Raw genomic sequence first — 23900 nt, 5'->3', positions numbered from 1 at the left:
ACCGCGGGCACCACCGCCCGGCCGGCACCCGCGGACATGGCGGACCGGATGGCACCCACCGGCACGGGGCACTCGACGAACCGGGTGGCACCGGTGAACGCAGAGGAGGGCCGCCCGGTGACCCCGGCGCCCGAGAACGGAGACGCCCGATGACCACAGCTCTGCTGCGCACCGCCGACGAGCTGCACGCACGCGCGCGTGGCGGCCGCCGTGCCGTCGTGATGACCATGGGCGCCCTGCACGAGGGCCACGCCACCCTGATCCGCGCCGCGCGCGAGATCGCCGGCGCCGAGGGCGAGGTCGTCGTCACCGTTTTCGTCAACCCGCTGCAGTTCGGCGCGGGCGAGGACCTGGACCGCTACCCGCGCACCCTGGAGGCGGACCTGAAGGTCGCCGAGCAGGCCGGCGCCGACGTCGTGTTCGCGCCGTCCGTGGAGGAGGTCTACCCCGGCGGCGAGCCCCAGGTCCGCGTCTCCGCGGGCCCCATGGGCGAACGCCTGGAGGGCGCCTCTCGGCCCGGCCACTTCGACGGCATGCTCACCGTCGTCGCCAAGCTGCTGCACCTCACCCGCCCCGACGTGGCCCTGTACGGTCAGAAGGACGCCCAGCAGCTCGCCCTGATCCGGCGCATGGTGCGCGATCTCAACTTCGGCGTGGACGTCATCGCCGTACCGACCGTGCGCGAGGACGACGGCCTGGCCCTGTCCAGCCGCAACCGCTACCTGTCCCCGCAGGAGCGGCACACCGCCCTCGCCCTGTCCCGGGCCCTGTTCGCGGGCCGGGACCGGCATGCCGCCCAGGAGGCGCTGCGCGCGCGGGCCCGCGAAGTGCCCTCCACACGCGCGCGTGCCGAGGCCCTGAGCGCGCTGGGGGAGTCCCGCGCGGCGGCCGACGCCGCCGCCGTCGCCAAGGCGTCCCCCGGGGCGGCAGCGGCCGTCCGCGCGGCAGCCCGGCTGGTCCTCGACGACGCCGTCCGTCTCGACCCGCCGCTGGAGCTCGACTACCTGGCCCTGGTCGACCCCTCCGACTTCACCGAGATAGGGGACGACTTCACCGGCGAGGCGGTCCTCGCCGTCGCCGCCCGGGTCGGGTCCACCCGGCTGATCGACAACCTGCCCCTCACCTTCGGGGCCCACGAACCCCGCACATCCCACGCAACTCACGGAACCCTCGGAGCCGCCTCGTGACCAGCACAGGCATACGACTGCACGCCCCCGCGCCCGGGTGGTCGATCGCCGCGGACGTCGTGGTCGTCGGCTCCGGCGTCGCCGGCCTCACCGCCGCCCTGCGCTGCGAGGCCGCCGGCCTGGACACGGTGGTCGTCACCAAGGCCCGCCTCGACGACGGATCCACCCGCTGGGCCCAGGGCGGCGTCGCCGCGGCCCTCGGCGAGGGCGACACCCCCGAACAGCACCTGGACGACACCCTGGTGGCCGGCGCCGGCCTGTGCGACGAGGAGGCCGTACGGATCCTCGTCACCGAGGGCCCCGACGCCGTACGCCGGCTGATCGACACCGGCGCACACTTCGACGAGTCCTCCGAAGGAGGGCTGGCGCTCACCCGTGAGGGCGGCCACCACCGCCGCCGTATCGCGCACGCGGGCGGTGACGCGACCGGCGCGGAGATCTCCCGGGCGCTCGTCGAGGCCGTACGCGCGCGTGGACTGCGCACGATCGAGAACGCGCTCGTCCTGGACCTGCTCACGGACGCCGACGGCCGTACCGCCGGCGTGAGCCTGCACGTCATGGGCGAGGGCCAGCACGACGGCGTGGGCGCCGTCCACGCGCCCACCGTGGTCCTCGCCACCGGCGGCATGGGCCAGGTCTTCTCCGCGACCACGAACCCGTCCGTGTCCACCGGTGACGGCGTGGCGCTCGCCCTGCGCGCGGGCGCGGAGGTCTCCGACCTGGAGTTCGTCCAGTTCCACCCGACGGTGCTCTTCCTCGGCCCCGACGCCGAGGGCCAGCAGCCCCTCGTCTCCGAGGCGGTGCGCGGCGAGGGCGCCCACCTGGTCGACGCCGACGGCGTGCGCTTCATGGTCGGACAGCACGAGCTGGCCGAGCTCGCGCCCCGGGACATCGTCGCCAAGGGCATCCTGCGCCGCATGCTGGAGCAGGACGCCGAGCACATGTTCCTCGACGCCCGGCACTTCGGCGCCGAGATGTGGGAGCAGCGCTTCCCGACGATCCTGGCCGCCTGCCGGGCCCACGGCATCGACCCGGTCACCGACCCCATCCCGATCGCCCCGGCGGCCCACTACGCCTCCGGAGGCGTGCGCACGGACGCCCACGGCCGGACCACCGTGCCCGGCCTGTACGCGTGCGGAGAGGTCGCCTGCACCGGTGTGCACGGTGCCAACCGGCTCGCCTCCAACTCCCTGCTGGAGGGGCTGGTCTACGCCGAGCGGATCGCCGCCGACATCGCCCGCGAGCGGTCGGAGAGCGGCCTGCACGCGCGCGTGCCGCAGCCCGTCCCGTACTCCGAGCAGCCCGCGCACCCCCTGCTCGCCCCCGAGACCCGGTTCGCGATCCAGCGGATCATGAGCGAGGGCGCGGGTGTGCTGCGCTCGGCCGAGTCCCTGGCCAGGGCGGCCGACCAGCTCGAACAGCTGCACGCCGAGGCCCGTGGCGCCCTCGACGAGAACGGCAAGACCGCCGAGCCGGGCGTGGACACCTGGGAGGCCACCAACCTCCTGTGCGTGGCCCGCGTCCTGGTCGCCGCCGCACGGCTGCGTGAGGAGACCCGCGGCTGCCACTGGCGCGAGGACCGCCCCGAGCGCGATGACACCCACTGGCGCCGCCACATCGTCGTACGTCTGAACCCCGACCGGACGCCCACCGTGGACACCACGGCGACCGCCCACTTCCCCCCGACCCGCACCGAGGCCTCCGCGCCCCGCCGTCCCCAGGAGCAGTGACACAAGTGAGCACCGACGACCTTCCCCTCGCCTCGAACGGCGGCTGCGGCGACGGCTGTGCCTGCGGCGCGGACGGAGACGAGGAGTACCTGGAGTGCGGGCTCGACCCCGCGCTCGCCCAGCTGCTGGTGGACGCCGGCCTCGACCCCGTCGAGGTCGAGGACCTCGCGAACGTCGCCATCCAGGAGGACCTCGCGCACGGCGTGGACGTCACGACCGTGGCGACCATCCCCGAGGACGCCGTGGCCACCGGTGACTTCACGGCACGCGAGGCCGGCGTGGTGGCCGGTCTGCGGGTCGCCGAGGCGGTCCTCTCGGTCGTCTGCACGGACGAGTTCGAGGTGGAGCGGCACGTCCTGGACGGCGACCGCGTGGAGGCCGGGCAGAAGCTGCTGTCGGTCACCACGCGCACGCGTGACCTGCTGACCGCCGAGCGCAGCGCCCTGAACCTGCTCTGCCGGCTGTCCGGCATCGCGACCGCCACGCGCGCGTGGGCGGACGTCCTGGAGGGCACCGGGGCCAAGGTGCGCGACACCCGCAAGACGACGCCCGGCCTGCGCTCCCTGGAGAAGTTCGCCGTCCGCTGCGGCGGCGGCGTGAACCACCGCATGTCCCTGTCGGACGCGGCGCTGGTCAAGGACAACCACGTGGTCGCGGCCGGCGGCGTCGCGGCGGCCTTCAAGTCCGTACGGGAGGCCTTCCCGGACGTGCCGATCGAGGTCGAGGTCGACACCCTGCACCAGCTTCGGGAGGTCGTCGACGCGGGCGCCGACCTGATCCTGCTGGACAACTTCACGCCCATCGAGTGCGAGGAGGCCGTCGCGATCGTCGACGGACGTGCGCAGCTGGAGGCGTCGGGCCGGCTCACCCTGGACAACGCCCGGGCGTACGCCGAGACCGGTGTCGACTTCCTGGCCGTGGGGGCCCTCACCCACTCCTCGCCGATCCTGGACATCGGCCTGGACCTGCGCGAGGCGGAGTAGCACCGGCCATGCTCCTGACCATCGACGTAGGCAACACGCAAACGGTCCTCGGCCTGTTCGACGGCGAGGACATCGTCGAGCACTGGCGCATCTCCACCGACGCCCGCCGCACGGCCGACGAGCTGGCGGTGCTCCTTCAGGGCCTGATGGGCATGCACCCGCTGCTCGGCGAGGAGCTGGGCGACGGCATCGACGGCATCGCGATCTGCGCGACCGTGCCGTCGGTGCTGCACGAGCTGCGCGAGGTGACGCGGCGCTACTACGGCGACGTACCGGCCGTCCTCGTCGAGCCGGGCGTCAAGACCGGCGTGCCGATCCTGACCGACAACCCCAAGGAGGTCGGCGCCGACCGCATCATCAACGCGGTCGCCGCCGTCGAGCTCTACGGCGGCCCGGCGATCGTCGTCGACTTCGGTACGGCGACGACGTTCGACGCGGTGTCCGCGCGCGGGGAGTACATCGGTGGCGTCATCGCCCCCGGTATCGAGATCTCCGTCGACGCCCTCGGCGTCAAGGGCGCGCAGCTGCGCAAGATCGAGGTGGCCCGGCCGCGCAGCGTGATCGGCAAGAACACGGTCGAGGCGATGCAGGCGGGCATCGTCTACGGGTTCGCCGGGCAGGTCGACGGCGTGGTGGGCCGGATGGCCCGCGAGCTGTCCGACGACCCCGACGACGTCACCGTGATCGCCACCGGCGGCCTGGCCCCGATGGTGCTCGGCGAGTCGTCCGTGATCGACGAACACGAGCCCTGGCTGACCCTGATCGGCCTCCGCCTGGTCTACGAGCGCAACATCTCCCGCATGTAGCACCGCCCCGCCTCCGACCCGGGGGTCGGCCAGGAGCCTGGCCGGCCCCCGGGGGACGTAGCCGGGCGCCACGCCCGTGGCTTATGTCGAATTTGTCTGATTAGCGCGTATGGTCGCCGTATGCCCATGCCATACGGAACTCGCGGCGGCGTGGCGTTCGGTGCGGAGGAGCTGCGTGTGCTCCGTCGTGCCCTCGCCGTTGCCCTTCATCTGCGTCCCGCCTGCGCCGAGGACGTGCAGGACTGCCTCCGCCTCGCCGAGTCGCTCGACGAGGCGATGCGCGAGGGTGCCCGGCTGCGCGCGTTCCTGCTGGCCGATCTCGCTCGTTACCGCGACGCCCTGCCCGGCGCGGCCGCCGGCTACTGCGCGCTCCTGGAGGAGGCGCTGGGCGCCGGGTACCGGCCCGGCCCCGACGACCTCGCCGCGCTGGGCGCCCTGCGCGGCAGCCCGGCCGCCGCTGCCCTCCTGCGCCGCTGCCGGGCGCAGGGCGTCACCCCGGCCACCCCGGCCCCCGCACACACCGTGCCGGCCTCCCGCAGCCCTCTGAGGCCCCTCAGGGTCGTTCCCGAGGGCCTCCCGCGCGGTCTGCCGGGAGCCAGGGGCGCTCAGGGCGGCGAGACCGGCAAGGAACCCTCCCGCAAGCCGGCGCCCGCGCCCAAGCCCGGCGAGCGCCCCGCCCCGGCCCGGCCCGAACCGGCGCCCGCCCCGGGGGCGCCGAAACCGGCCCGCCGCCCCGTTCCCACCCCGGGCGAGGTGTTTCCGCGCCGCAGGCCCAGCCCGCCGTCCGGAGACCCGCAGACCCCGCAGAGCCCGCCGCAGCAGCGACTCGCCGCGGTGTAGTGCCTCCGGACCACCCCGCCCCTGTTTGTCCCGGCCCCGTGGCTACCCTGGAGCCATGGACTACGTCTCCGCACTCGTTCCGCCGGTCGTCATGGCCGCGTTCTTCATCGCCCTGGTCAGGGTGATCGTGAAGACCCAGGGCGGGGCCGCCAAGGCCAAGGAGGACGCCGCCGTGGACGCCGCCATGGCGCGCGTGCAGAGCGGCCCGTCGGCCGCGGGCGGCACCTCCACCGAGGCCTGACCCGCCCCTTCCCGGCGCACGACTCGATGGCCCACGGAGAGCACCGCCACCGAGTTGTGCGCCCTTTTTGTTCGCATTCGCACGATGAAGCGCACGTCCGGTACGCAGTAACCGGCATCTCCCACTATGGTCGGAGTTGTGCCTCGCCCCTTGGGAGAACTCGAAGACTCGGTCATGACGCGGGTATGGAAGTGGAACCGCCCGGTGACCGTTCGAGAAGTCCTGGAAGACCTTCAGAAGGAACGGTCCATCGCGTACACCACGGTGATGACCGTTTTGGACAACCTCCATCAGAAGGGCTGGGTACGCCGCGAAGCGGAGGGCCGGGCCTACCGATATGAGGCGGTCTCCACCCGGGCCGCCTACGCCGCCGCACTGATGAACGACGCATGGTCCCAGAGCGACAACCCCGCCGCCGCTCTCGTCGCCTTCTTCGGCATGATGAGCGACGAACAGCGGCGCGCTCTGCGCGATGCCCTGCGGGTCGTCGAAGGCACCTCGGAAGGCACGGCGGAAGAGCCCCGCGCGGAGTCCTCGGGAGAACCTGCCGAAGGGCCCGGCGAAGAAGCGCCCGCAGAGACGACCGAAGTCGTCGGCGAAGTCCCGGATACCGCCGAAGCCGCCCCGCCCCCCGAAACCTCCCGGCCCGCCGAATCCGCCGATGCCACCGAAACCGGCGACCAGAACCCCGGCTCGGCACAGGGCGGCCGCGGGCGATAGCGTCCGCTCATGTCCGCAGCGCGACCCGAAGTCTCCGCAAAAGCCATCACCGTCCGGCGGGCCCGGACCAGCGATGTCCCGGCCGTGCGCCGGCTGCTGGACGCCTACGTCCGCGGCGGCATCCTGCTCGACAAAGCGACGGTGACGCTTTACGAGGACATCCAGGAGTTCTGGGTGGCCGAACGGGACGACAACGCCGAGGTCGTCGGCTGCGGCGCCCTGCACGTGATGTGGGAAGACCTGGCGGAAGTGCGCACTCTCGCGGTGAAGCCGGGCCTCAAGGGCGCCGGCGTCGGCCATCAGTTGCTGGAGAAGTTGCTGCAGACCGCACGCTGGCTCGGCGTTCGCCGCGTATTCTGCCTGACCTTCGAAGTCGACTTCTTCGGGAAGCACGGCTTCGTGGAGATCGGTGAGACGCCCGTCGACACCGACGTCTACGCCGAGCTGCTGCGTTCCTATGACGAGGGCGTCGCGGAGTTCCTCGGTCTCGAACGAGTGAAACCGAACACCCTGGGCAACAGCCGGATGCTTCTGCATCTGTGATCGCCGCGGACCTCCGCAGGAAGCCGGAGGGAACCCGGAGGAACCCCGAGCGAACCCCCGGGGAACCCCTATGTCCGAAACGCGCATGTTTCCGGTCGGGGCCGAGGGTCCGGTCTCTCCCAGGGGTTTGTGTTTTTCCCGCAAAAGCGGTTTGCTTTCCGACGTACTGCAGTACTGCATATATCAAGGGGCGGCGAAACGGCGGACGCCGACCAACCCCGACCCTCACGTTATCGATGAAAGGAAATCCGGTGGCACAGAAGGTTCAGGTCCTTCTTGTCGACGACCTCGACGGCGGCGAGGCGGACGAGACCGTGACGTTCGCGTTGGACGGCAAGACTTACGAGATCGATCTCACCACCACCAATGCGGACAAGCTCCGCGGCCTTCTCGAGCCGTACGTCAAGAGCGGCCGTCGTACCGGGGGCCGCGCTTCCGGCGGACGTGGAAAGGCGCGCGCCGCCGCTGCCGGCGGCAGCCAGGACACGGCGCAGATCCGTGCCTGGGCGAAGGAGAACGGCTACGAGGTCAACGACCGCGGCCGTGTCCCCGCGTCCATCCGCGAGGCCTACGAGAAGGCCAACGCCTGACGGGCGGGGCGGCCTACGAGGCCGGCATCCAGATCCACAGCGAGGCAGTCACCCCAGCTCCACGGGCCGACCCCCTAGGAGAAGGCCGGCGGCCGTGTGTGAGCGCGCCGCAGCCGGAGCCGGAGGCAGTGCGTCGCCACCGTCTCCACGACCCGCACGAGATCGGGGGCGTCTCCATCGCCCCCCATGGCCGACAGCGTCGGCAGCGAGGCCCCGGTCTCGCATCCCGGCCCGGGGGGCCGCAACCACACGGCGGCCCCCTGCGAACCGGAGCGGCCCCGGGCGGGTGGCCGCGCTCCGGGCAGTGTTCCGGGCAGCCGTGCTCCGGCCTGCCCCGCGAAGGGCGGCTGTGGCGCTTCCATCAGCGCGCCCGCGCCCAGCGCCACCAGATCCAGGTCCACCGCTGACCACTCCAGCCACTCCAGCAGCCCAGGCAGCTCCTCCGCGCTGCCCGCGGCGACCAGCAGCCGCATCCGGTCCCCGTGCACGGCCACCGGAGAAGCAGGCCCCAGATGGCGCAGCGCCGCACGTCCGGCCTCGACCGGGACGTCCAGGACGTCGAAGCGGCGCCCCACGACCAGGCGCAGCGGTGTTCCGGGCACCGTGGCCCACCCCAGTTCGTTCTCGTACCAGTCCCGCACCCTGCCGCCACCCGCACCGAGCGGCCGACGGGGCGAGGGAACCGGGACAGGCGGGGAAAAAGGAACAGAGGGGACCGGGACAAACGGGACCGGAGCGGACAGGACCGGAACAGGAAGCGTGGGGAGGCTGCCGACCATGTCAGGTGCAACCGTCGGAAGGCGACCATGGTTACGCTGGGTTGCTTCACGAATGCGGACAGTTTCGAACGGCGGGGCGCGTGGAGGTGGAAAGGGGCGCAAGGTTGTTCGCCCATAGCGGAGGGAACCGTGTGCGCGCCGCATGGAGTGTCAGTCCCAGCGGGTAAGACATGCCTAGTGGGAGGGGGCGACACGCAGGCCACAGCCGGGCAAAGGAGTCTCACGTTCGCCATGGGCGTACTGGCGACTGGGGTAACTGCCTGGCCTGCGGGAACATCGTCTCGCACCATCGGGTTGGAGCAGATGTCGGCGTTCGGGGTCAGGAGGCCATCGACGGTGTCGGCAGTTGGAATGAGCGGTCCCCGCTTGCGGGACTAAGCTGCGGAAGGACAGGGAGGGGAAGTTCCCCCCACTGCCTGACCGCTCTGAGGAGCGATTAACGATGTTCGAGAGGTTCACCGACCGCGCGCGGCGGGTTGTCGTCCTGGCTCAGGAAGAAGCCCGGATGCTCAACCACAACTACATCGGCACCGAGCACATCCTCCTGGGCCTGATCCACGAGGGTGAGGGTGTCGCCGCCAAGGCCCTTGAGAGCCTCGGGATTTCGCTCGAGGCGGTCCGCCAGCAGGTGGAGGAGATCATCGGCCAGGGCCAGCAGGCGCCGTCCGGTCACATTCCCTTCACCCCCCGTGCCAAGAAGGTCCTGGAGCTCTCGCTCCGCGAGGCGCTTCAGCTGGGCCACAACTACATCGGCACGGAGCACATCCTGCTCGGCCTGATCCGTGAGGGCGAGGGCGTCGCCGCCCAGGTCCTGGTCAAGCTGGGCGCAGATCTGAACCGGGTGCGGCAGCAGGTGATCCAGCTGCTCTCCGGCTACCAGGGCAAGGAGACCGCCACCGCCGGCGGCCCTGCCGAGGGCACCCCCTCGACGTCCCTGGTCCTCGACCAGTTCGGCCGGAACCTCACCCAGGCCGCTCGTGAGTCCAAGCTCGACCCGGTCATCGGGCGCGAGAAGGAGATCGAGCGGGTCATGCAGGTGCTGTCCCGCCGTACCAAGAACAACCCGGTGCTGATCGGTGAGCCCGGCGTCGGCAAGACCGCCGTCGTCGAGGGCCTCGCCCAGGCCATCGTCAAGGGCGAGGTGCCCGAGACCCTCAAGGACAAGCACCTCTACACCCTGGACCTCGGTGCCCTGGTCGCTGGCTCCCGCTACCGCGGTGACTTCGAGGAGCGCCTGAAGAAGGTGCTCAAGGAGATCCGCACCCGCGGCGACATCATCCTGTTCATCGACGAGCTGCACACGCTGGTCGGTGCGGGTGCCGCCGAGGGCGCCATCGACGCGGCCTCCATCCTGAAGCCGATGCTGGCCCGCGGTGAGCTGCAGACCATCGGTGCCACCACTCTGGACGAGTACCGCAAGCACCTGGAGAAGGACGCGGCCCTGGAGCGCCGCTTCCAGCCCATCCAGGTCGCCGAGCCGTCCCTGCCGCACACCATCGAGATCCTCAAGGGTCTGCGCGACCGGTACGAGGCGCACCACCGCGTCTCGATCACGGACGAGGCCCTGGTCCAGGCCGCCACCCTGGCCGACCGGTACATCTCCGACCGCTTCCTGCCGGACAAGGCGATCGACCTGATCGACGAGGCCGGTTCCCGGATGCGCATCCGCCGGATGACCGCTCCGCCGGACCTGCGCGAGTTCGACGAGAAGATCGCCGCCGTCCGCCGGGACAAGGAGTCCGCGATCGACTCGCAGGACTTCGAGAAGGCCGCCTCCCTGCGCGACAAGGAGAAGCAGCTCCTGGCCGCCAAGGCCAAGCGGGAGAAGGAGTGGAAGGCCGGCGACATGGACGTCGTCGCCGAGGTCGACGGCGAGCTGATCGCCGAGGTCCTCGCCACGGCCACGGGCATCCCGGTCTTCAAGCTGACCGAGGAGGAGTCCAGCCGCCTGCTCCGCATGGAGGAGGAGCTGCACAAGCGGGTCATCGGCCAGAACGACGCCGTCAAGGCGCTGTCCAAGGCGATCCGCCGTACGCGTGCCGGTCTGAAGGACCCGAAGCGTCCGGGTGGCTCGTTCATCTTCGCCGGCCCGTCCGGTGTCGGTAAGACCGAGCTGTCCAAGGCGCTCGCGGAGTTCCTCTTCGGTGACGAGGACGCGCTGATCTCCCTCGACATGTCGGAGTTCAGCGAGAAGCACACGGTCTCCCGTCTCTTCGGTTCGCCTCCCGGCTACGTGGGCTACGAGGAGGGCGGCCAGCTGACCGAGAAGGTGCGCCGCAAGCCGTTCTCCGTCGTCCTGTTCGACGAGGTGGAGAAGGCCCACCCGGACATCTTCAACTCGCTGCTGCAGATCCTGGAGGACGGTCGCCTGACCGACTCCCAGGGCCGGGTCGTGGACTTCAAGAACACGGTCATCATCATGACGACCAACCTCGGCACCCGGGACATCTCCAAGGGCTTCAACCTGGGCTTCGCGGCCTCGGGTGACACGAAGACCAACTACGAGCGCATGAAGAACAAGGTCCAGGACGAGCTCAAGCAGCACTTCCGGCCCGAGTTCCTCAACCGCGTCGACGACGTGGTGGTCTTCCCGCAGCTGACGCAGGCGGACATCCTGCGGATCGTCGACCTGATGATCAGCAAGGTGGACGAGCGTCTGAAGGACCGGGACATGGGCATCGAGCTCTCCCAGTCCGCCAAGGAGCTGCTGTCCAAGAAGGGCTACGACCCCGTCCTGGGCGCCCGGCCGCTGCGCCGGACGATCCAGCGGGAGATCGAGGACTCGCTGTCGGAGAAGATCCTCTTCGGCGAGCTGCGCCCCGGTCACATCGTGGTCGTCGACACGGAGGGCGAGGGCGACAGCCAGACCTTCACCTTCCGCGGCGAGGAGAAGTCGGCCCTGCCGGACGTCCCGCCGATCGAGCAGGCGGCCGGCGGAGCCGGCCCGAACCTGAGCAAGGACGCGTAAGCGCCGCGCTCGGCCTGAACCGAAAGGGGGCTGCCCCGGGACCTCGGTCCCGGGGCAGCCCCCTTTTCGCTGTGCTTCCTCAGGGGCGGGCGCTCAGGAGAGCTGACCGTCGTAGTCCGGCAGCTTGAAGGTCTTCTCGGCGTGGCCGCCGGTCAGGTCGGTGGGGCTGTTGCCGATGTTGGCGATGATCGTGTAGCCCCGGGACTCGATGGCGGCGCGCTGGGCGGTCTTGTAGTCGGCGACGTCCTCGAACAGGTCGAGCAGGCCGCGGACGTAGAGGCCGTCGACGTCGTAGCCGTCGTGTTCGAGGTTGTACTCGGTGGGGGCCTTGATGATGCCCGGGCGGGCGGTGACGAAGAAGAGCGCGACGCCGTGCTCCTGGGCGTACCGGGCCACCGCCAGCACCGGCTTGTTGGCCGGCTGGGGCCAGCTGAAGCCGAAGTCGGTCTCCAGGGCCGTGTTGTCCACGTCGAGCACGATGGCCTGCTTCTCGCCCGGCGCGCCGTTCGCCACGCGCTGCCGCAGATAGGGCAGGGCCTGGTCCATCACGGTCTGGCAGTCCCGCTGCCAGGTGGCGTAGTCGACCTTCGCGGCCGTGGCCGTGGCCGTGACGGCGGCCGCGGCGGCGGCAGGACCCTGTGGTGCGGCCTGCGCGCTCACGGGGGCGGCCAGTGCCGTGGCGGCGGCCGTGGCGACGGCGGTCATGCCGATGCGGCGCGTCCAGGTGCCTGTGGTCATGAGGGTCCTCTCGCGTCCGTAACGCAGCTCTTTGTTGTGAGCATGCTCATGCTGCAGGGTGGCGGGAGGGGAACGGTCTGATTACTGGACGGTAACCTTGCTGAGACGGGGGTCACATGAGGCCGGTCACAGGGAAGTGGGCCCTGGGGGTGCCCGCCGGTGACATGGGGCACAAGCGTTTCGTCCTGTACGAGCAGACTTAGTAAGGGACAGGCTCTAGTAAATCGGGCATTCAGGCTCAAAGAATGCCCTCACATGGGGTCTTTACTGCGGTTTTGTCCCAAATAGGAGAGCTGTCAAGAGATGTAAGTCACTGGGGGCTATTACTATATTGCGTCGTAGTAGGGGGGTTTGAGGGCGGGTGACCGGGCGGGTTACCAAGGTGGTGCCCGCCCGGCAAAGACACGATCCTCCGGGTGGTTCTCATGTCCCCCACACCCTGAGGTTTCGATGATCCTGCGCGCCACGTCCCGTTCCGCCCGTGCGACCAAGCTCCGTACCCGCGCCGCCGTCCTGGCCGCCGGCCTGGGGGTCTCGGCCGTCGTGGGTGCGGGAGTAGCGTCCGCCGCCGAGACCGCGGCGGCTCCCACCGCCACCGTCGCCAAGTCGGCCGCCGCCTGGGTCGACCCGGTGAAGAACTACACCCTCACCGCCAGCTTCGACCAGGGCGGCAGCCACTGGATGCACAAGCACAGCGGCCAGGACTTCGCCGTGCCGGTCGGCACCGAGGTCGTCGCCGCGCACGGCGGCACTGTCGTCAAGGCCGGCCCCAACGGCGGCGGCGACGGCCCCGCGTACGGCAACGCCATCGTCATCAAGCACGGCAACGGCACGTACTCCCAGTACGCCCACCTCTCGCGCATCGACGTGAAGGTCGGCCAGGTCGTCGCCACCGGTCAGCACATAGCCCTGTCCGGCAACACCGGCAACACCACCGGCCCGCACCTGCACTTCGAGATCCGCACGACCCCGAACTACGGTTCCGCGGTCAACCCGGTCGCCTTCCTGCGCGCCCACGGCGTGAAGGTCTGAGCGAAGGCCTGCACAAGGGCCTGACCCAAGGCCCGAGGCCCGGCGCGAAGACCCCGGCCGGACCGGTCGATCGGCTGACGCCCACCCCGCACGCACCGCCGCCCCGCTGAAACGAGCGGGGCGGCGGTGCGCTGTCCTGTGCTGTGCGTATGTCGCGTTGCGGGTCTTCAGTGCCCGCGCGACCCCCGGTCGGCCTGTGTCACCAGGTCGATGGCGACCTCGAGGACGGCCTTGCGCCGCTCCTCCGGGTCGCTCTCCATGTCCTGCATGACGAACATGCCCGCGTGCAGCGTGAACAGGGCGCTGATGCACCGGACCTGGTCGGTCAGGCTCGACTCCGGGTCGATGATGATGTCCCGAAGGCCGGTCATCCGGCTCTTGAAGGTGTCGCCGATGCGCAGTTCCCGGACCGTCGCCTGGTTCTCCTGCATGAAACGGAACAGCGGTGCCGCGCCGTCGAGCGCGTCGCTGTAGCGGCGGATGATCTCCCGCTTGGTCTCCAGGGTGTGCGGCTGCTGCCGGCCCCACTCGATCAGGTCCTGGATCGGCTGCGTCAGATCCTCGAAGAGGCTGACGATGATCTCTTCCTTGGTCTTGAAGTGGTAGTACAGGGCAGCCTTCGTGACGTCCAGGCGCTCGGCGATCTCGCGCAGCGAGGTCTTCTCGTAACCCTGCTCGGCGAAGAGTTCGAGCGCCACGTCCTGGATGCGCTGGCGGGTGTTTCCGCGGCGCTGTTGCTTCGTGCCGTCCATCGTGCCGCCCATCCTTCGTACTCCTCGCGCTCCTTGACACTACCTGCCGGCCGGTCGGCGGAAACTTACTTGACGCCCGGCTAGTAAACCTCTACCTTCCAGAGTGTAGTAACTTGCCGGGCGGCAAGTAAGTAGCAGAAGGGTAGCTGGGGGAACAGGAACCATGGCGGACGCACCGATATCCGAGACGGAGACCGGCCCAGCCGGCAAACAACCCAAGAGTGTGCGGGTCGTCCTGCTCGCGCTCATGATCGCGATGATGCTCGCGATGCTCGACAACATGATCGTGGGCACCGCGATGCCGACGATCGTGGGCGAGCTCGGGGGCCTCCAGCACCTGTCCTGGGTGGTGACCGCCTACACCCTGGCGACCGCCGCCGCCACGCCGCTGTGGGGCAAGCTCGGCGACATGTACGGGCGCAAGGGCGCCTTCATGACGTCGATCGTGATCTTCCTGGCCGGCTCCGCGCTGAGCGGCATGGCGCAGAACATGGGCGAGCTGATCGGCTTCCGCGCCATTCAGGGCCTCGGCGCGGGCGGTCTGATGGTCGGCGTGATGGCCATCATCGGCGACCTGATCCCGCCCCGGGAGCGCGGCAAGTACCAGGGCATGATGGCCGGCGTCATGGCGCTCGCGATGATCGGCGGCCCGTTGGTCGGCGGCACCATCACCGACAACTGGGGCTGGCGCTGGGCCTTCTACATCAACCTGCCGCTCGGCGCGGTGGCACTCGTGGCGGTCAGCGCCGTACTGCACCTGCCGAAGAAGCGCGCACAGGCACGCGTCGACTACCTGGGCGCCGCGCTGCTGACCCTGGGCATCAGCTCCATCGTGCTCGTCACCACCTGGGGTGGCACGGAGTACGCCTGGACCTCCGCCCGGATCATGGAGCTCATCGCGATCGGCGTGGCCGCGCTGGTCGGGTTCGTCTTCTGGCAGACCAGGGCCGCCGAGCCGATCGTGCCGCTGCACATCTTCCGCAGCCTCAACTTCAGCCTGATGTCGCTGATCGGCTTCATCACCGGCTTCGTGATGTTCGGCGCGGTGCTGTTCCTGCCGCTGTACCAGCAGTCGGTGCAGGGCGCCTCCGCGACCAACTCCGGTCTGCTGCTCCTGCCGATGCTGGGCGCGATGCTGGTCGTGTCGATGATCGCGGGCCGGGTCACCACCAACAGCGGCCGGTACAAGGTCTTCCCGATCGTCGGCAGCGTGCTGATGGTCGTCGGCCTGTATCTGCTGTCCCTGATGGACACCGGGACCACCCGCCTCACCTCAGGCCTGTACATGGCCGTCCTCGGCGCGGGCATGGGCTGCCTGATGCAGATCACCATGCTGGTCGCGCAGAACAGCGTGCAGATGAAGGACATGGGCGTGGCCTCCTCGTCCACCACCCTGTTCCGTACGCTCGGCTCGTCCTTCGGCGTGGCGATCATGGGTGCGCTGTTCAACCACCGGGTCCAGGACGTCATGTCGGAGCGGGCCGGCGCGCTGGGCTCGAAGATCACGGAGCAGTCCGCGCAGCTGGACGCCAAGCACCTGGAGATGCTGCCCGCGGCGGCGCGGGAGGCCTACCAGCACGCGGTGTCCGCCGGTACGCACTCGGCGTTCCTGCTGGGCGCCGTGGTCGGCATCGTCGCCCTGGTGGCCGCGGTGTTCGTCAAGGAGGTGCCGCTGAAGGGCGCGGGACCGGCCAAGGCCAAGCCCGAGGACGGCGCGAGCGACGCGGCGGCCCCCGCGGGCGTCGCGGAAGCCGTCTGAGCCTCCCCGGACATCCCCCATCACGAAGGCCCCCGGCACAAGCCGGGGGCCTTCGCCGTACGGTCCAGCGGCCTGGGGGACTTCCCGTCACGACTCATGGCCCGTTCCCGGAGGTCTTCCCCGACACGGCCTGCGGGCCGTTGTCAGTGCCCCGTGCCACCATCGGCCGTATGGAAGCAGTGGCGGGCAGGATGCGGCAGCTGCGCCTGGCCAAGGACGCCATGGACCGGGACTGGGCGGACCCGGACCTCGACCTGGACACGGTGGCGGCTCACGCCGGCTACTCGCGCTACCACTTCATACGGGCCTTCAAGGAGGCGTACGGCGAGACGCCCCGCCAGTACCTCACCCACCGCCGCATCGAGCGGGCCCAGGACCTGCTGCGCACCGCGAACCTCACGGTGACCGAGATCTGCCACCTGGTCGGCTTCAGCAGCCTGGGCACGTTCTCGTCCCGCTTCAAGGCGTGGACCGGGCTCACCCCGAGCGAGTACCGCGCCCGGCACGTCGGCCGCGGCGCCGCCCTCATCCCCGGCTGCTACGCCATGCTCTGGGCCGGCGGATTCCGCTCCGGCACGGACCGGGAGCGAGAGAGCAATTCCCGAGAAGCGGGCTGAGCGCCGTCCTGCCTACCGTGGCAGCGCAACAGCACCTCGCAACCCCCGGAGAAGCCATGATCAAGGGCATCGCCATCACTACCGTCTGGGTCCTCGACCAGGACCGCGCCAAGGAGTTCTACACCCAGAAGCTCGGCCTGGAGGTCCGCACCGACATGACCATGGGAGAGGGCGGCGCGCGCTGGCTCACCGTCGGCTCCCCGGACCAGCCCGACGTCGAGCTGACCCTCATGGTGCCCGGGCCGCCCGCGATGGACCCCGAGTCCGCCGAGATGGTCAAGAAGCTGGTCGCCAAGGGTGCCCTCGGCGCCGGCGTGCTGGTCACCGACGACATCCACGGCGACTACAAGAAGCTCAAGGACCGCGGGGTGGAGTTCCTCCAGGAGCCGCAGGAGCGCCCCTACGGCACCGAGGCGCTCTTCCGCGACGACTCCGGCAACTGGTTCTCCTTCACCCAGCGGCGCGACGGTGGCCTGGACCTGGACAAGGAGTGGGCCCCCTAGGGCCTCCCGGCGTCTGTCACTTCCCCTGCTGGGGCACCTGCTGCGGCAGCATCGGGTAGCTGCCCGTGTTCGTCGGGGCGTGCTCCGGCAGCCACAGGACCGCGACCGCGCCCTCGGCCGGAATGTGCGCGGGGGCGCCCGCGGGCCGTACGTTGCGGAACGTCAGGCGGGCCCCCAGCACCCGGGCCTGGCCGGCGGCGATGGTCAGGCCCAGGCCGTGGCCGCGCCCCGCGCGGTCCGCGCTGCCGGTGCGGAACCGGCTCGGGCCCTCCGCCAGCAGCGCCTCGGGGAAGCCGGGGCCGTGGTCGCGCACCCGGATGACCCGGCCCTCCACGGTCACCTCGATCGGCGGCTTGCCGTGCCGGGCGGCGTTGGCGAGCAGGTTGAACAGCACCCGCTCCAGACGCCGCGGGTCGGTCGTGACCTCCGACTCGTGCACCACCCGCACCTCGACGTCCGGGTCCTTCGCCGCCACCCGCCGGGCGACGAACTCGCCGAGCACGATGTCCTGCAGCTCGGCCCGCTCCGATGCGCCGTCCAGCCGCGCGACCTCCAGCACGTCCTCCACCAGCGTGCGCATCGCCTTCGCCCGGTCCAGGACCAGCTCGGTGGGGCGGCCCGGCGGCAGCAGTTCGGCGGCCGTCAGCAGCCCCGTCACCGGAGTGCGCAGCTCGTGCGCGATGTCCGCGGTGACCCGCCGCTCCGCCTCCAGCCGCTGCTGCAGCGCGTCCGCCATGGCGTCCACCGCGCGTGCGAGGTCGTCGGTCTCGTCCCGTACGACCCCGCCGATGGCGTCCCGGACCCGTACGTTTGACTCGCCCTTGGCCACCTGGTTCGCGGCGGCCGCCGCCTTGCGCAGCCGGCCCGAGAGCTGGCCGCCGATGAGCACACCCAGCGCGCTGCCGCCCAGCACGACGGCGATGGAGCCGATCACCAGGGCCTGGTCGAGGTCCTTGAGGATGTCCGTGCTGCGGTCGGTGAAGTGCGTGTGCAGGGAGAGCACGTGCCCGCCCTTGATCGGCATGGCCGCCCAGATGTCCGGCACACCGCCCGGGTGGTCGGTGACGAACGTGGCCCGCCGGCCGTCCGCGACCTTCTCCCGCAGCGCGGCGGGCAGCGTCGGATCGTCGATCTTGAAGGTGGCAGGAGCCGGCCGCCGGCCGGGACGGTCGTAGATGCTCTGCGCGAGCTGGAGCCGCTGGTCGGCCAGGTCGCGGGCGTTGTCCAGCATCGACACCCGGGCGGCGTTGTGCACCACCAGGCTGAGCGCGATCGCCACCAGGGCGCCGACCAGCGCGATGGCCGCGCTGAGCTTCCACCTCAGCCCCGTACGGATGTCCGCGTGCTCCAGGCGCCCCGGAAGCAGGCGCCGCGTGTTCCCCCGCATGCCGCCCCGCTCAGGCCTTCAGCTTGTAGCCGAAGCCACGGACCGTCTCGATGCGGTCCTGGCCGATCTTCGTGCGCAACCGCTGCACATGGACGTCGACGACCCGGGTGTCACCGCCCCAGCCGTAGTCCCACACGCGCTCCAGGAGCTTGTCCCGGGACAGGACAGTGCCCGGCGCGGCGGAGAACTCGAGCAGCAGCCGCATCTCGGTGGGGGTGAGCGCCACCGGCTGCCCGGCCCGGCGCACCTCCATCCCCTCGGTGTCGACCTCCAGGTCGCCGAAGGTCAGCATCCCGCCGTCCACCGCGGAGGCGTCGGCCTCGGCGCGGCCGCCTCCCGCGTGCCCGAAGCGGCGCAGCACCGCGCGGATCCGGGCGACCAGGACGGCGCCGTCGAACGGCTTGGTCACATAGTCGTCGGCGCCGGCCTCGAGACCCAGCACGACGTCGATGGAGTCCGCCCGCGCCGACAGCATGATCACCGGCACCGTCGACTCGTCGCGGATGCGGCGGCACAGGCTGACGCCGTCCAGGCCGGGGACCATGACGTCCAGCAGCGCGATGTCGGGGCGCCTCGCCCGGAACGCCTCCAGGCCCGACAGGCCGTCGGGCATGGCCGTGACCGCGAAGCCGTCCCGCTCCAGGGCGAGCTGTGTGGCCTCGCGGATGACGTCGTCGTCCTCGACGAACAGGACGTGGGTCTGCTCTGCCATCCCGGTGCTCTCAGTCCTTGTGTGCTTCAGAGGGTGCGCCCACTGTGTGGACGTGTCCGGCGCGTGATGCGTTCACCCGCGAGGGGTCCGCCGGCGGATCGGACCGCCGAGGCGAACGGTTCCCGCCACCGGAATTGTCTCGCGTCAGTTGTCGGGGGACGGAACGGGCGACGCGGCCTTTCCGACGGCCTTGCTGTACTCGTTGCGCGTGCTGAACTCCTTGGTGAACGCGCTCCCGGTCCAGCGGTAGGTGATCACATCCTCGCCGGAGGGGTTCGACACCGGGTCGTCCTTCTCGTACACCTGCTTGGTCACGACGAGGTCGCCGCGGTCGATCTCGGCGTAGACCGGCGGCTCCTCGGCCCGGAACACGTCCTCGTACCCGTCGCCCCGCTCTCGGTACACATACGAGCCCATGCCCACCGCGTCCTCGCAGGTCAGCACGTTGACGACGATATCGTCGACCGAGCCGCCGGTCAGCTTGCCGTACGCCACGTCGACGGGGTACTGGTCGCCCGCGCACGGCTTGAGACCGCGCTTGACGGCGGCCGAGACCTTCGGGTCGTCCTTGACGAGCCGGACCGGGTCCACCGGCCGGGGGGTGTCGGCGGGGCTCGCGGAGGCGCTGGGCGAGGGTGCGCCGGCCACCGAGCTGGCGTCGGCCGGCCCCTCGTCGCGGGCGCCGGTGCCGCCCGTGCCGCAGGCGGACACCAAAAGGCCGAGGGCGGCGAGCACGGCCACCGCCGCGATCACCGCCTGGAAGGTCCCCCGGGCCGGGGTGGGCTCGACGCCGGGACCGGCCCCGCCGCTCGGGCCGGCGCCAGCCCCACCACTCGGGTCGGTCTCGGCACCGCCGCTCGGGCCGACCTCGGCCGCACCGCTCAGGCCGCGCAACGCTCCCGCTCCTCACGCTCCAGCGCGCGTGCGTCCAGATCGCGGGCCTCCAGCTCCTCGCGGAGCCGGGCGAGCGCCCGGTGCAGCGTGCTCTTGACCGTTCCCGCGGACATGCCGAGGGCGGCGGCCGTCTCCTCCGTGGACATCTGCTCCCAGTGTCGCAGCACCACGACACTGCGCTGCTTCGGAGCGAGAACTTTCATGATGTCCATGAGGAGCGCGCGGTCGGCGTGCTGCTCGGTGGAGTCCTCGACGCTGGCGTCCGGAAGCTGCTCGGTGGGAACCTCCTCCAGCTTCCGGGCCCGCCACCACTCCGTACGTGTGTTGATCATGACCCGGCGCAGATAGGCGTCCGCGAGCCGCTTGTCGGCGATGCCCTCCCAGCGGCCGTACGTCCGCACGAGCGCGGTCTGGAGCAGGTCCTGGGCGTCGACGGGGTCCGGCACCAGCCGGCGGGCGCTGCGCAGCAGCGCGTCCTGCCGGGTGCGCACATACTCCTCGAACTCGAGCACCTCACCCTGCGCCATGATCAACCGCCTCCGCTCCCCGTTTTCCCGGCCCGCCTGCTGCCGGATCCCACGCTGTGTACGGGCCGGCTGTGGTCGGCAGCCGCCCGGTGCCCGTCGGGCACGCAACTGAAGGTACGGAGGGGTTGTCACGGCGTTGTCCGAAGCAGCCTGCGGCTAGCCCTCGGCTGTGCGTCGGTTGTGTAACGGACGCAGGGGCGGGGTAAGGGGGTGCTCCGATTGGTCCTGATATGGGGGGATTTGAACCCTCGGGTGGCGCGCGGATGTGTGACACGGACGCCCGCGACGCCCCCCGAGGACGTCACCGCCGTTGTGGAGCCCGGTCGGTGACGTGATGTCAGGTCAGAGGCAGCCGGTACAGACCGCCCGGCAGCGGCTCCACCAGACCGTCCGCGACGAGCCCGTCCAGGGCCCGGGCCCGCTGGACCGGCTCGTGCCACACCCGGTCCAGCACCGCCTGCGGCACCGCCGTATGAGCCTCCCGCAGCACGGCGAGCAGCTTGCCGCGCACCTGCCGGTCGGTACCGGCGTACGTCTGGCCCCGGCGCGGCGGACCGTCGTGCTCCGGCTTGCCCGCCAGTCGCCACGCGCAGTGCCCGGCGATCGGACAGCGATCGCACGACTCGTTCTTCGCCGTGCACACCAGCGCGCCGAGCTCCATGGAGGCGGCGGCCCAACGGGCCGCGGTCCGCTCGTCCTCCGGCAGCAGGGTGCGGGCGAGGCGGCGTTCGGCGGCGGTGGTGGCGTTCGGCGGGTACTGCACGCCGGTGACCGCGCGGGCCAGGACCCGGCGGACGTTGGTGTCCAGCACGGCGTGCCGCTGCCCGTAGGCGAAGGACGCGACCGCCGCGGCCGTGTACTCGCCGATGCCGGGCAGGGCGAGCAGCTGCGCGTGCTCGGTGGGCACGTCACCGCCGTGCCGTTCCGTTATGGCGACCGCGGCGCCGTGCAGGCGCAGGGCGCGGCGCGGATAGCCGAGCCGGCCCCAGGCGCGGACGGCCTCGCCCGGCGCCTCCTTGGCGAGGTCGGCGGGGCGCGGCCAGCGTTCGAGCCACTGTTCGTAGACGGGCAGGACGCGGTTGACCGGCGTCTGCTGGAGCATGAACTCGCTGACCATCACCCCCCAGGCACCGGCGTCGGCGCGCCGCCAGGGCAGGTCGCGGGCGTTGGCGTCGAACCAGGTGATGACGTGGGTGTGCAGGGGCGCGCCGTGCGGGGCGCCGGACGTGCCGGACGCCGTGGCGGGGGCATCGCCGGTGGTGGTGGCGTCGACGGCGCAGTCGTCGGTGACGGCGTCGGCGTCCGCGTCGGTGGCCGGGGTGGCCGGGGTGGTGGGGCTGTGCGGGGGCAGTGTGGGCGCAGTCATGGCGCTTCCGATCCTGCCACGTGCGGATGGACGGCCGCGTGACCCCGCGCGGCTCGGTGTCGTCACCGACCGTCACTGTTCGGTTACGGCGACCGCAAACGAGGCCGCCTGTACGGATGTTGCTCGAATGATGATCCGGAAAAGTTGTGGTCGGCGCGGCGGGTGGGGCGGGGGAAGGCCGGGATCTCTCGTACAGTTTGGGCCGTGGGATCTCTGCGCAATCCGGTCGGGCCGCTTCCCTCCTCCATCTACTGGCGACGGAGGGTCGTACTGCTGTCCCTGGTCGCCCTGTTGGCCCTGCTGGTCGTCTGGATCGTCACCTCGGGCGGCGGCGGGGGCCGGAACAACAGCGGCAGCGCCTCCGACGGCAAGCATCCCACCCCCTCCACCATCACCCCGGGGCCCTCCGGCTCCGGTCCAGCGATCAGCCAACACCCCGGCGGACGTGACGATTCCGGCGGCGGGGACTCCGGCGGATCGGGGGCCGCCTCGGGCGGCGGCACCGCTTCCGGCGCTCCGGGCGGGGACGGCTCGGGTTCCGGCTCCGGTGCCGGTGGGGGCTCGGGTTCCGGTGCCGGTGCCGGTGCCGGTGCGGGCGCCGTGCTGCCGGCCGGCAGCACGCTTCCCAACTGCGCTTCGGGGGCCGTCTCGTTGAGCCTGCGCAGTGTCCACAACACCTACGCGCCCGGTCAGACACCGACCTTCGAGCTGACGGCGAAGAACTCCTCCGGTACCGACTGCAAGGTCGACCTCGGGCCGAAGTCCGCGGTGCTGACGATCAGCAAGGCCGACAGCAGCACCGACTACTGGTCCTCGGACGACTGTCCGAAGACGGCCGGAAACCTGCTGTACCGGGTGCCGGCGGGCAGCGCCATCACCTACACCGTGCGCTGGGACCGCAAGCCGAGCGCTCCGCAGTGCGCGACGCCTCCGGCGGGCTCGGCCGGAGCGGGGACGTACCTGGTGGAGGCGAAGGTGCCGGGGTACGGCAAGCTCCAGACGTCGTTCGTGCTGTCGGCGGACTAGGGGGCGTCGGCGGTCCGGGACTCACCGCCGGACCGCTTACCGTCCGGCTGAACGTACCTGCGTGCCCGCGTACCTAGACGTACCGCTCCAGGATCGACGACTCCGCCAGCCGCGACAGGCCCTCGCGGACGCTGCGGGCCCGGGCCTCGCCGACGCCGTCCACCGTCTGGAGGTCGTCGACGCTGGCCGCGAGGAGCTTCTGCAGGCCGCCGAAGTGTTCGACCAGGCGGTCGATGATGGCGCCGGGCAGCCGCGGGACCTTGGCCAGCAGGCGGAAGCCGCGGGGGGAGACCGCCGAGTCCAGCGTTTCCGGCGAGCCGGTGTAGCCCAGGGCGCGGGCGACGGTGGACATCTCCAGCAGTTCGGCGTGGGAGAGCTTGTCGAGTTCGGCCAGCGCCTCCTCGACCGTGCGGGAGCGCTTGGCCGTGGGCTCGGGGACGTAGTCCCGCACGACCAGCTCGCGCTCGGGCTCCACGCCCGCGATCAACTCGTCGAGCTGGAGCGCCAGAAGGCGGCCGTCGGTGCCCAGCTCCACCACGTACTCGGCGATCTCGGTGGCGATCCGGCGCACCATCTCCAGGCGCTGCGCGACCGCCGAGACGTCGCGGACCGTCACCAGGTCCTCGATCTCCAGCGCCGACAGCGTGCCCGCGACCTCGTCCAGGCGGAGCTTGTAGCGCTCCAGGGTGGCCAGGGCCTGGTTGGCGCGGGAGAGGATCGCCGCGGAGTCCTCCAGGACCCGGCGCTGGCCGTCGACGTAGAGGGCGATCAGCCGCATCGACTGCGAGACGGAGACGACCGGGAAGCCGACCTGCTTGCTGACGCGGTCCGCCGTGCGGTGCCGCGTGCCCGTCTCCTCCGTGGGGATCGTGGGGTCCGGGACCAGCTGCACGCCCGCCCGCAGGATCTTGGACAGGTCCGAGGACAGCACGATGCCGCCGTCCAGCTTGCACAGCTCCCGCAGCCGCGTCGCCGTGAACTCGACGTCCAGGACGAAGCCGCCCGTGCACATCGACTCCACGGTCTTGTCCGAGCCGAGCACGATCAGCCCGCCGGTGTTGCCGCGGAGCACCCGCTCCAGACCGTCCCGCAGGGCCGTTCCGGGCGCCACGGCGCTCAGTGAGGCGCGCATCAGGCCATCGGCGCCGGAACTCCCGCCGGACTTTCCGGGAGCTGCCGCCCGGTCGTTGGCTGCCACTG

24 protein-coding genes are annotated in these 23900 nt (G+C 71.1%); 15 read left to right on the top strand and 9 right to left on the bottom strand.

Features of this window, described 5'->3' with window-relative positions:
- Positions 1-149: 149 nt before the first annotated feature.
- From panC to IE318_RS36250, 9 genes are all read left to right on the top strand, one after another.
- Positions 150-1187 (top strand): pantoate--beta-alanine ligase, encoded by a 1038-nt coding sequence (gene panC, locus IE318_RS36290; protein WP_189907198.1) that lies wholly within the window; start codon positions 150-152, stop codon positions 1185-1187.
- On the top strand, positions 1184-2917 hold the full coding sequence (locus tag IE318_RS36285; protein WP_189907197.1) for an L-aspartate oxidase: 1734 nt from the start codon (positions 1184-1186) through the stop codon (positions 2915-2917). The genes panC and IE318_RS36285 overlap by 4 nt, the downstream gene beginning before the upstream one ends.
- 5 nt (positions 2918-2922) lie before the next feature.
- Positions 2923-3900, top strand: a complete 978-nt coding sequence (gene nadC / locus IE318_RS36280; RefSeq protein WP_189907196.1) for a carboxylating nicotinate-nucleotide diphosphorylase — start codon at positions 2923-2925, stop codon at positions 3898-3900.
- Between the two features lie 8 nt (positions 3901-3908).
- Positions 3909-4706, top strand: a complete 798-nt coding sequence (locus IE318_RS36275) for a type III pantothenate kinase (protein WP_030177395.1) — start codon at positions 3909-3911, stop codon at positions 4704-4706.
- Positions 4707-4826: 120 nt separating this feature from the next.
- Positions 4827-5546: a serine/threonine-protein kinase gene (locus IE318_RS36270; RefSeq protein ID WP_189907195.1), complete on the top strand. Its 720-nt coding sequence runs from the start codon at positions 4827-4829 to the stop codon at positions 5544-5546.
- A gap of 55 nt (positions 5547-5601) precedes the next feature.
- On the top strand, positions 5602-5787 hold the full coding sequence (locus IE318_RS36265; RefSeq protein ID WP_030177398.1) for a hypothetical protein: 186 nt from the start codon (positions 5602-5604) through the stop codon (positions 5785-5787).
- Positions 5788-5961: 174 nt separating this feature from the next.
- Positions 5962-6507 (top strand): BlaI/MecI/CopY family transcriptional regulator, encoded by a 546-nt coding sequence (locus tag IE318_RS36260; protein ID WP_229903989.1) that lies wholly within the window; start codon positions 5962-5964, stop codon positions 6505-6507.
- 9 nt (positions 6508-6516) lie between these two features.
- On the top strand, positions 6517-7050 hold the full coding sequence (locus IE318_RS36255; RefSeq protein WP_189907193.1) for an amino-acid N-acetyltransferase: 534 nt from the start codon (positions 6517-6519) through the stop codon (positions 7048-7050).
- Between the two features lie 251 nt (positions 7051-7301).
- On the top strand, positions 7302-7640 hold the full coding sequence (locus IE318_RS36250) for a histone-like nucleoid-structuring protein Lsr2 (protein ID WP_030177402.1): 339 nt from the start codon (positions 7302-7304) through the stop codon (positions 7638-7640).
- 74 nt (positions 7641-7714) lie between these two features.
- On the opposite strand, the gene IE318_RS36245 is transcribed toward IE318_RS36250, so the two are convergent.
- Complete coding sequence (locus tag IE318_RS36245) at positions 7715-8419, bottom strand: SCO3374 family protein (protein WP_229903988.1); 705 nt, start codon at positions 8417-8419, stop codon at positions 7715-7717.
- 442 nt (positions 8420-8861) lie between these two features.
- On the opposite strand from IE318_RS36245, the gene IE318_RS36240 reads away from it, so the two are divergent.
- Positions 8862-11387, top strand: a complete 2526-nt coding sequence (locus IE318_RS36240; protein ID WP_030177407.1) for an ATP-dependent Clp protease ATP-binding subunit — start codon at positions 8862-8864, stop codon at positions 11385-11387.
- A 93-nt stretch (positions 11388-11480) separates the two neighbouring features.
- Here IE318_RS36240 and IE318_RS36235 read toward each other — a convergent pair whose 3' ends face one another.
- Positions 11481-12125 carry an HAD family acid phosphatase gene (locus IE318_RS36235; protein WP_189907192.1) on the bottom strand — a complete coding sequence of 215 codons (645 nt, stop codon included), beginning with the start codon at positions 12123-12125 and terminating at the stop codon, positions 11481-11483.
- Between the two features lie 450 nt (positions 12126-12575).
- Here IE318_RS36235 and IE318_RS36230 point away from each other — a divergent pair, with 450 nt between their 5' ends.
- A complete protein-coding gene (locus tag IE318_RS36230; RefSeq protein ID WP_189907191.1) occupies positions 12576-13157 on the top strand; it encodes a M23 family metallopeptidase in 582 nt (193 codons plus the stop codon).
- 167 nt (positions 13158-13324) lie between these two features.
- Here IE318_RS36230 and IE318_RS36225 read toward each other — a convergent pair whose 3' ends face one another.
- On the bottom strand, positions 13325-13921 hold the full coding sequence (locus IE318_RS36225) for a TetR/AcrR family transcriptional regulator (RefSeq protein ID WP_189907190.1): 597 nt from the start codon (positions 13919-13921) through the stop codon (positions 13325-13327).
- 151 nt (positions 13922-14072) lie between these two features.
- Between IE318_RS36225 and IE318_RS36220 the strand changes: the two genes are divergently transcribed.
- The 3 genes from IE318_RS36220 to IE318_RS36210 all read left to right on the top strand — a co-directional run bounded on the left by IE318_RS36220 (position 14073) and on the right by IE318_RS36210 (position 16788).
- Positions 14073-15668, top strand: coding sequence for an MDR family MFS transporter (locus IE318_RS36220; protein WP_189907189.1), 1596 nt, complete (start codon positions 14073-14075; stop codon positions 15666-15668).
- A gap of 170 nt (positions 15669-15838) precedes the next feature.
- The gene (locus IE318_RS36215) at positions 15839-16285 is read left to right on the top strand and encodes a helix-turn-helix transcriptional regulator (protein ID WP_229903987.1); all 447 of its coding nucleotides are present in this window, start codon (positions 15839-15841) and stop codon (positions 16283-16285) included.
- A gap of 56 nt (positions 16286-16341) precedes the next feature.
- The gene (locus IE318_RS36210; RefSeq protein WP_189907188.1) at positions 16342-16788 is read left to right on the top strand and encodes a VOC family protein; all 447 of its coding nucleotides are present in this window, start codon (positions 16342-16344) and stop codon (positions 16786-16788) included.
- A gap of 16 nt (positions 16789-16804) precedes the next feature.
- Here the strand turns inward: IE318_RS36210 and cseC are convergent, their stop codons facing one another.
- The 5 genes from cseC to IE318_RS36185 all read right to left on the bottom strand — a co-directional run bounded on the left by cseC (position 16805) and on the right by IE318_RS36185 (position 21674).
- Positions 16805-18175: a two-component system sensor histidine kinase CseC gene (gene cseC, locus IE318_RS36205; RefSeq protein ID WP_189907187.1), complete on the bottom strand. Its 1371-nt coding sequence runs from the start codon at positions 18173-18175 to the stop codon at positions 16805-16807.
- 10 nt (positions 18176-18185) lie between these two features.
- Positions 18186-18887, bottom strand: coding sequence for a two-component system response regulator CseB (gene cseB / locus IE318_RS36200; RefSeq protein ID WP_030177421.1), 702 nt, complete (start codon positions 18885-18887; stop codon positions 18186-18188).
- Positions 18888-19031: 144 nt separating this feature from the next.
- Complete coding sequence (locus IE318_RS36195; protein WP_051844602.1) at positions 19032-19640, bottom strand: hypothetical protein; 609 nt, start codon at positions 19638-19640, stop codon at positions 19032-19034.
- Positions 19641-19768: 128 nt separating this feature from the next.
- Positions 19769-20308, bottom strand: coding sequence for a SigE family RNA polymerase sigma factor (locus IE318_RS36190; protein ID WP_030177423.1), 540 nt, complete (start codon positions 20306-20308; stop codon positions 19769-19771).
- 337 nt (positions 20309-20645) lie between these two features.
- Positions 20646-21674 carry an iron-sulfur binding domain-containing protein gene (locus IE318_RS36185; RefSeq protein ID WP_229903986.1) on the bottom strand — a complete coding sequence of 343 codons (1029 nt, stop codon included), beginning with the start codon at positions 21672-21674 and terminating at the stop codon, positions 20646-20648.
- Between the two features lie 204 nt (positions 21675-21878).
- Here IE318_RS36185 and IE318_RS36180 point away from each other — a divergent pair, with 204 nt between their 5' ends.
- Positions 21879-22700: a hypothetical protein gene (locus IE318_RS36180; protein ID WP_189907186.1), complete on the top strand. Its 822-nt coding sequence runs from the start codon at positions 21879-21881 to the stop codon at positions 22698-22700.
- Between the two features lie 73 nt (positions 22701-22773).
- Here the strand turns inward: IE318_RS36180 and disA are convergent, their stop codons facing one another.
- On the bottom strand, positions 22774-23898 hold the full coding sequence (gene disA, locus IE318_RS36175) for a DNA integrity scanning diadenylate cyclase DisA (RefSeq protein WP_030177427.1): 1125 nt from the start codon (positions 23896-23898) through the stop codon (positions 22774-22776).
- Between the last annotated feature and the right edge of the window lie 2 nt (positions 23899-23900).

Origin of the sequence: Streptomyces spiralis, from assembly GCF_014654675.1 — a bacterium.
Taxonomy (GTDB): domain Bacteria; phylum Actinomycetota; class Actinomycetes; order Streptomycetales; family Streptomycetaceae; genus Streptomyces; species Streptomyces spiralis.
Note: the sequence above shows the minus strand (reverse complement) of the source record. Positions and strands in the feature narration are given on the sequence as shown.

What these genes read in the sequence shown, in the direction of transcription:
- IE318_RS36215 (WP_229903987.1), top strand. Translation starts at nt 15,839, where the DNA reads ATGGAAGCAGTGGCGGGCAGGATGCGGCAGCTGCGCCTGGCCAAGGAC.
- panC (WP_189907198.1), top strand. Translation starts at nt 150, where the DNA reads ATGACCACAGCTCTGCTGCGCACCGCCGACGAGCTGCACGCACGCGCG.
- IE318_RS36185 (WP_229903986.1), bottom strand. Translation starts at nt 21,674, where the DNA reads ATGACTGCGCCCACACTGCCCCCGCACAGCCCCACCACCCCGGCCACC.
- IE318_RS36240 (WP_030177407.1), top strand. Translation starts at nt 8,862, where the DNA reads ATGTTCGAGAGGTTCACCGACCGCGCGCGGCGGGTTGTCGTCCTGGCT.
- cseB (WP_030177421.1), bottom strand. Translation starts at nt 18,887, where the DNA reads ATGGCAGAGCAGACCCACGTCCTGTTCGTCGAGGACGACGACGTCATC.
- IE318_RS36275 (WP_030177395.1), top strand. Translation starts at nt 3,909, where the DNA reads ATGCTCCTGACCATCGACGTAGGCAACACGCAAACGGTCCTCGGCCTG.
- IE318_RS36190 (WP_030177423.1), bottom strand. Translation starts at nt 20,308, where the DNA reads ATGGCGCAGGGTGAGGTGCTCGAGTTCGAGGAGTATGTGCGCACCCGG.
- IE318_RS36230 (WP_189907191.1), top strand. Translation starts at nt 12,576, where the DNA reads ATGATCCTGCGCGCCACGTCCCGTTCCGCCCGTGCGACCAAGCTCCGT.
- IE318_RS36220 (WP_189907189.1), top strand. Translation starts at nt 14,073, where the DNA reads ATGGCGGACGCACCGATATCCGAGACGGAGACCGGCCCAGCCGGCAAA.
- IE318_RS36210 (WP_189907188.1), top strand. Translation starts at nt 16,342, where the DNA reads ATGATCAAGGGCATCGCCATCACTACCGTCTGGGTCCTCGACCAGGAC.
- IE318_RS36260 (WP_229903989.1), top strand. Translation starts at nt 5,962, where the DNA reads ATGACGCGGGTATGGAAGTGGAACCGCCCGGTGACCGTTCGAGAAGTC.
- IE318_RS36225 (WP_189907190.1), bottom strand. Translation starts at nt 13,921, where the DNA reads ATGGGCGGCACGATGGACGGCACGAAGCAACAGCGCCGCGGAAACACC.
- IE318_RS36270 (WP_189907195.1), top strand. Translation starts at nt 4,827, where the DNA reads ATGCCCATGCCATACGGAACTCGCGGCGGCGTGGCGTTCGGTGCGGAG.
- IE318_RS36255 (WP_189907193.1), top strand. Translation starts at nt 6,517, where the DNA reads ATGTCCGCAGCGCGACCCGAAGTCTCCGCAAAAGCCATCACCGTCCGG.
- cseC (WP_189907187.1), bottom strand. Translation starts at nt 18,175, where the DNA reads ATGCGGGGGAACACGCGGCGCCTGCTTCCGGGGCGCCTGGAGCACGCG.
- IE318_RS36245 (WP_229903988.1), bottom strand. Translation starts at nt 8,419, where the DNA reads ATGGTCGGCAGCCTCCCCACGCTTCCTGTTCCGGTCCTGTCCGCTCCG.
- IE318_RS36235 (WP_189907192.1), bottom strand. Translation starts at nt 12,125, where the DNA reads ATGACCACAGGCACCTGGACGCGCCGCATCGGCATGACCGCCGTCGCC.
- IE318_RS36265 (WP_030177398.1), top strand. Translation starts at nt 5,602, where the DNA reads ATGGACTACGTCTCCGCACTCGTTCCGCCGGTCGTCATGGCCGCGTTC.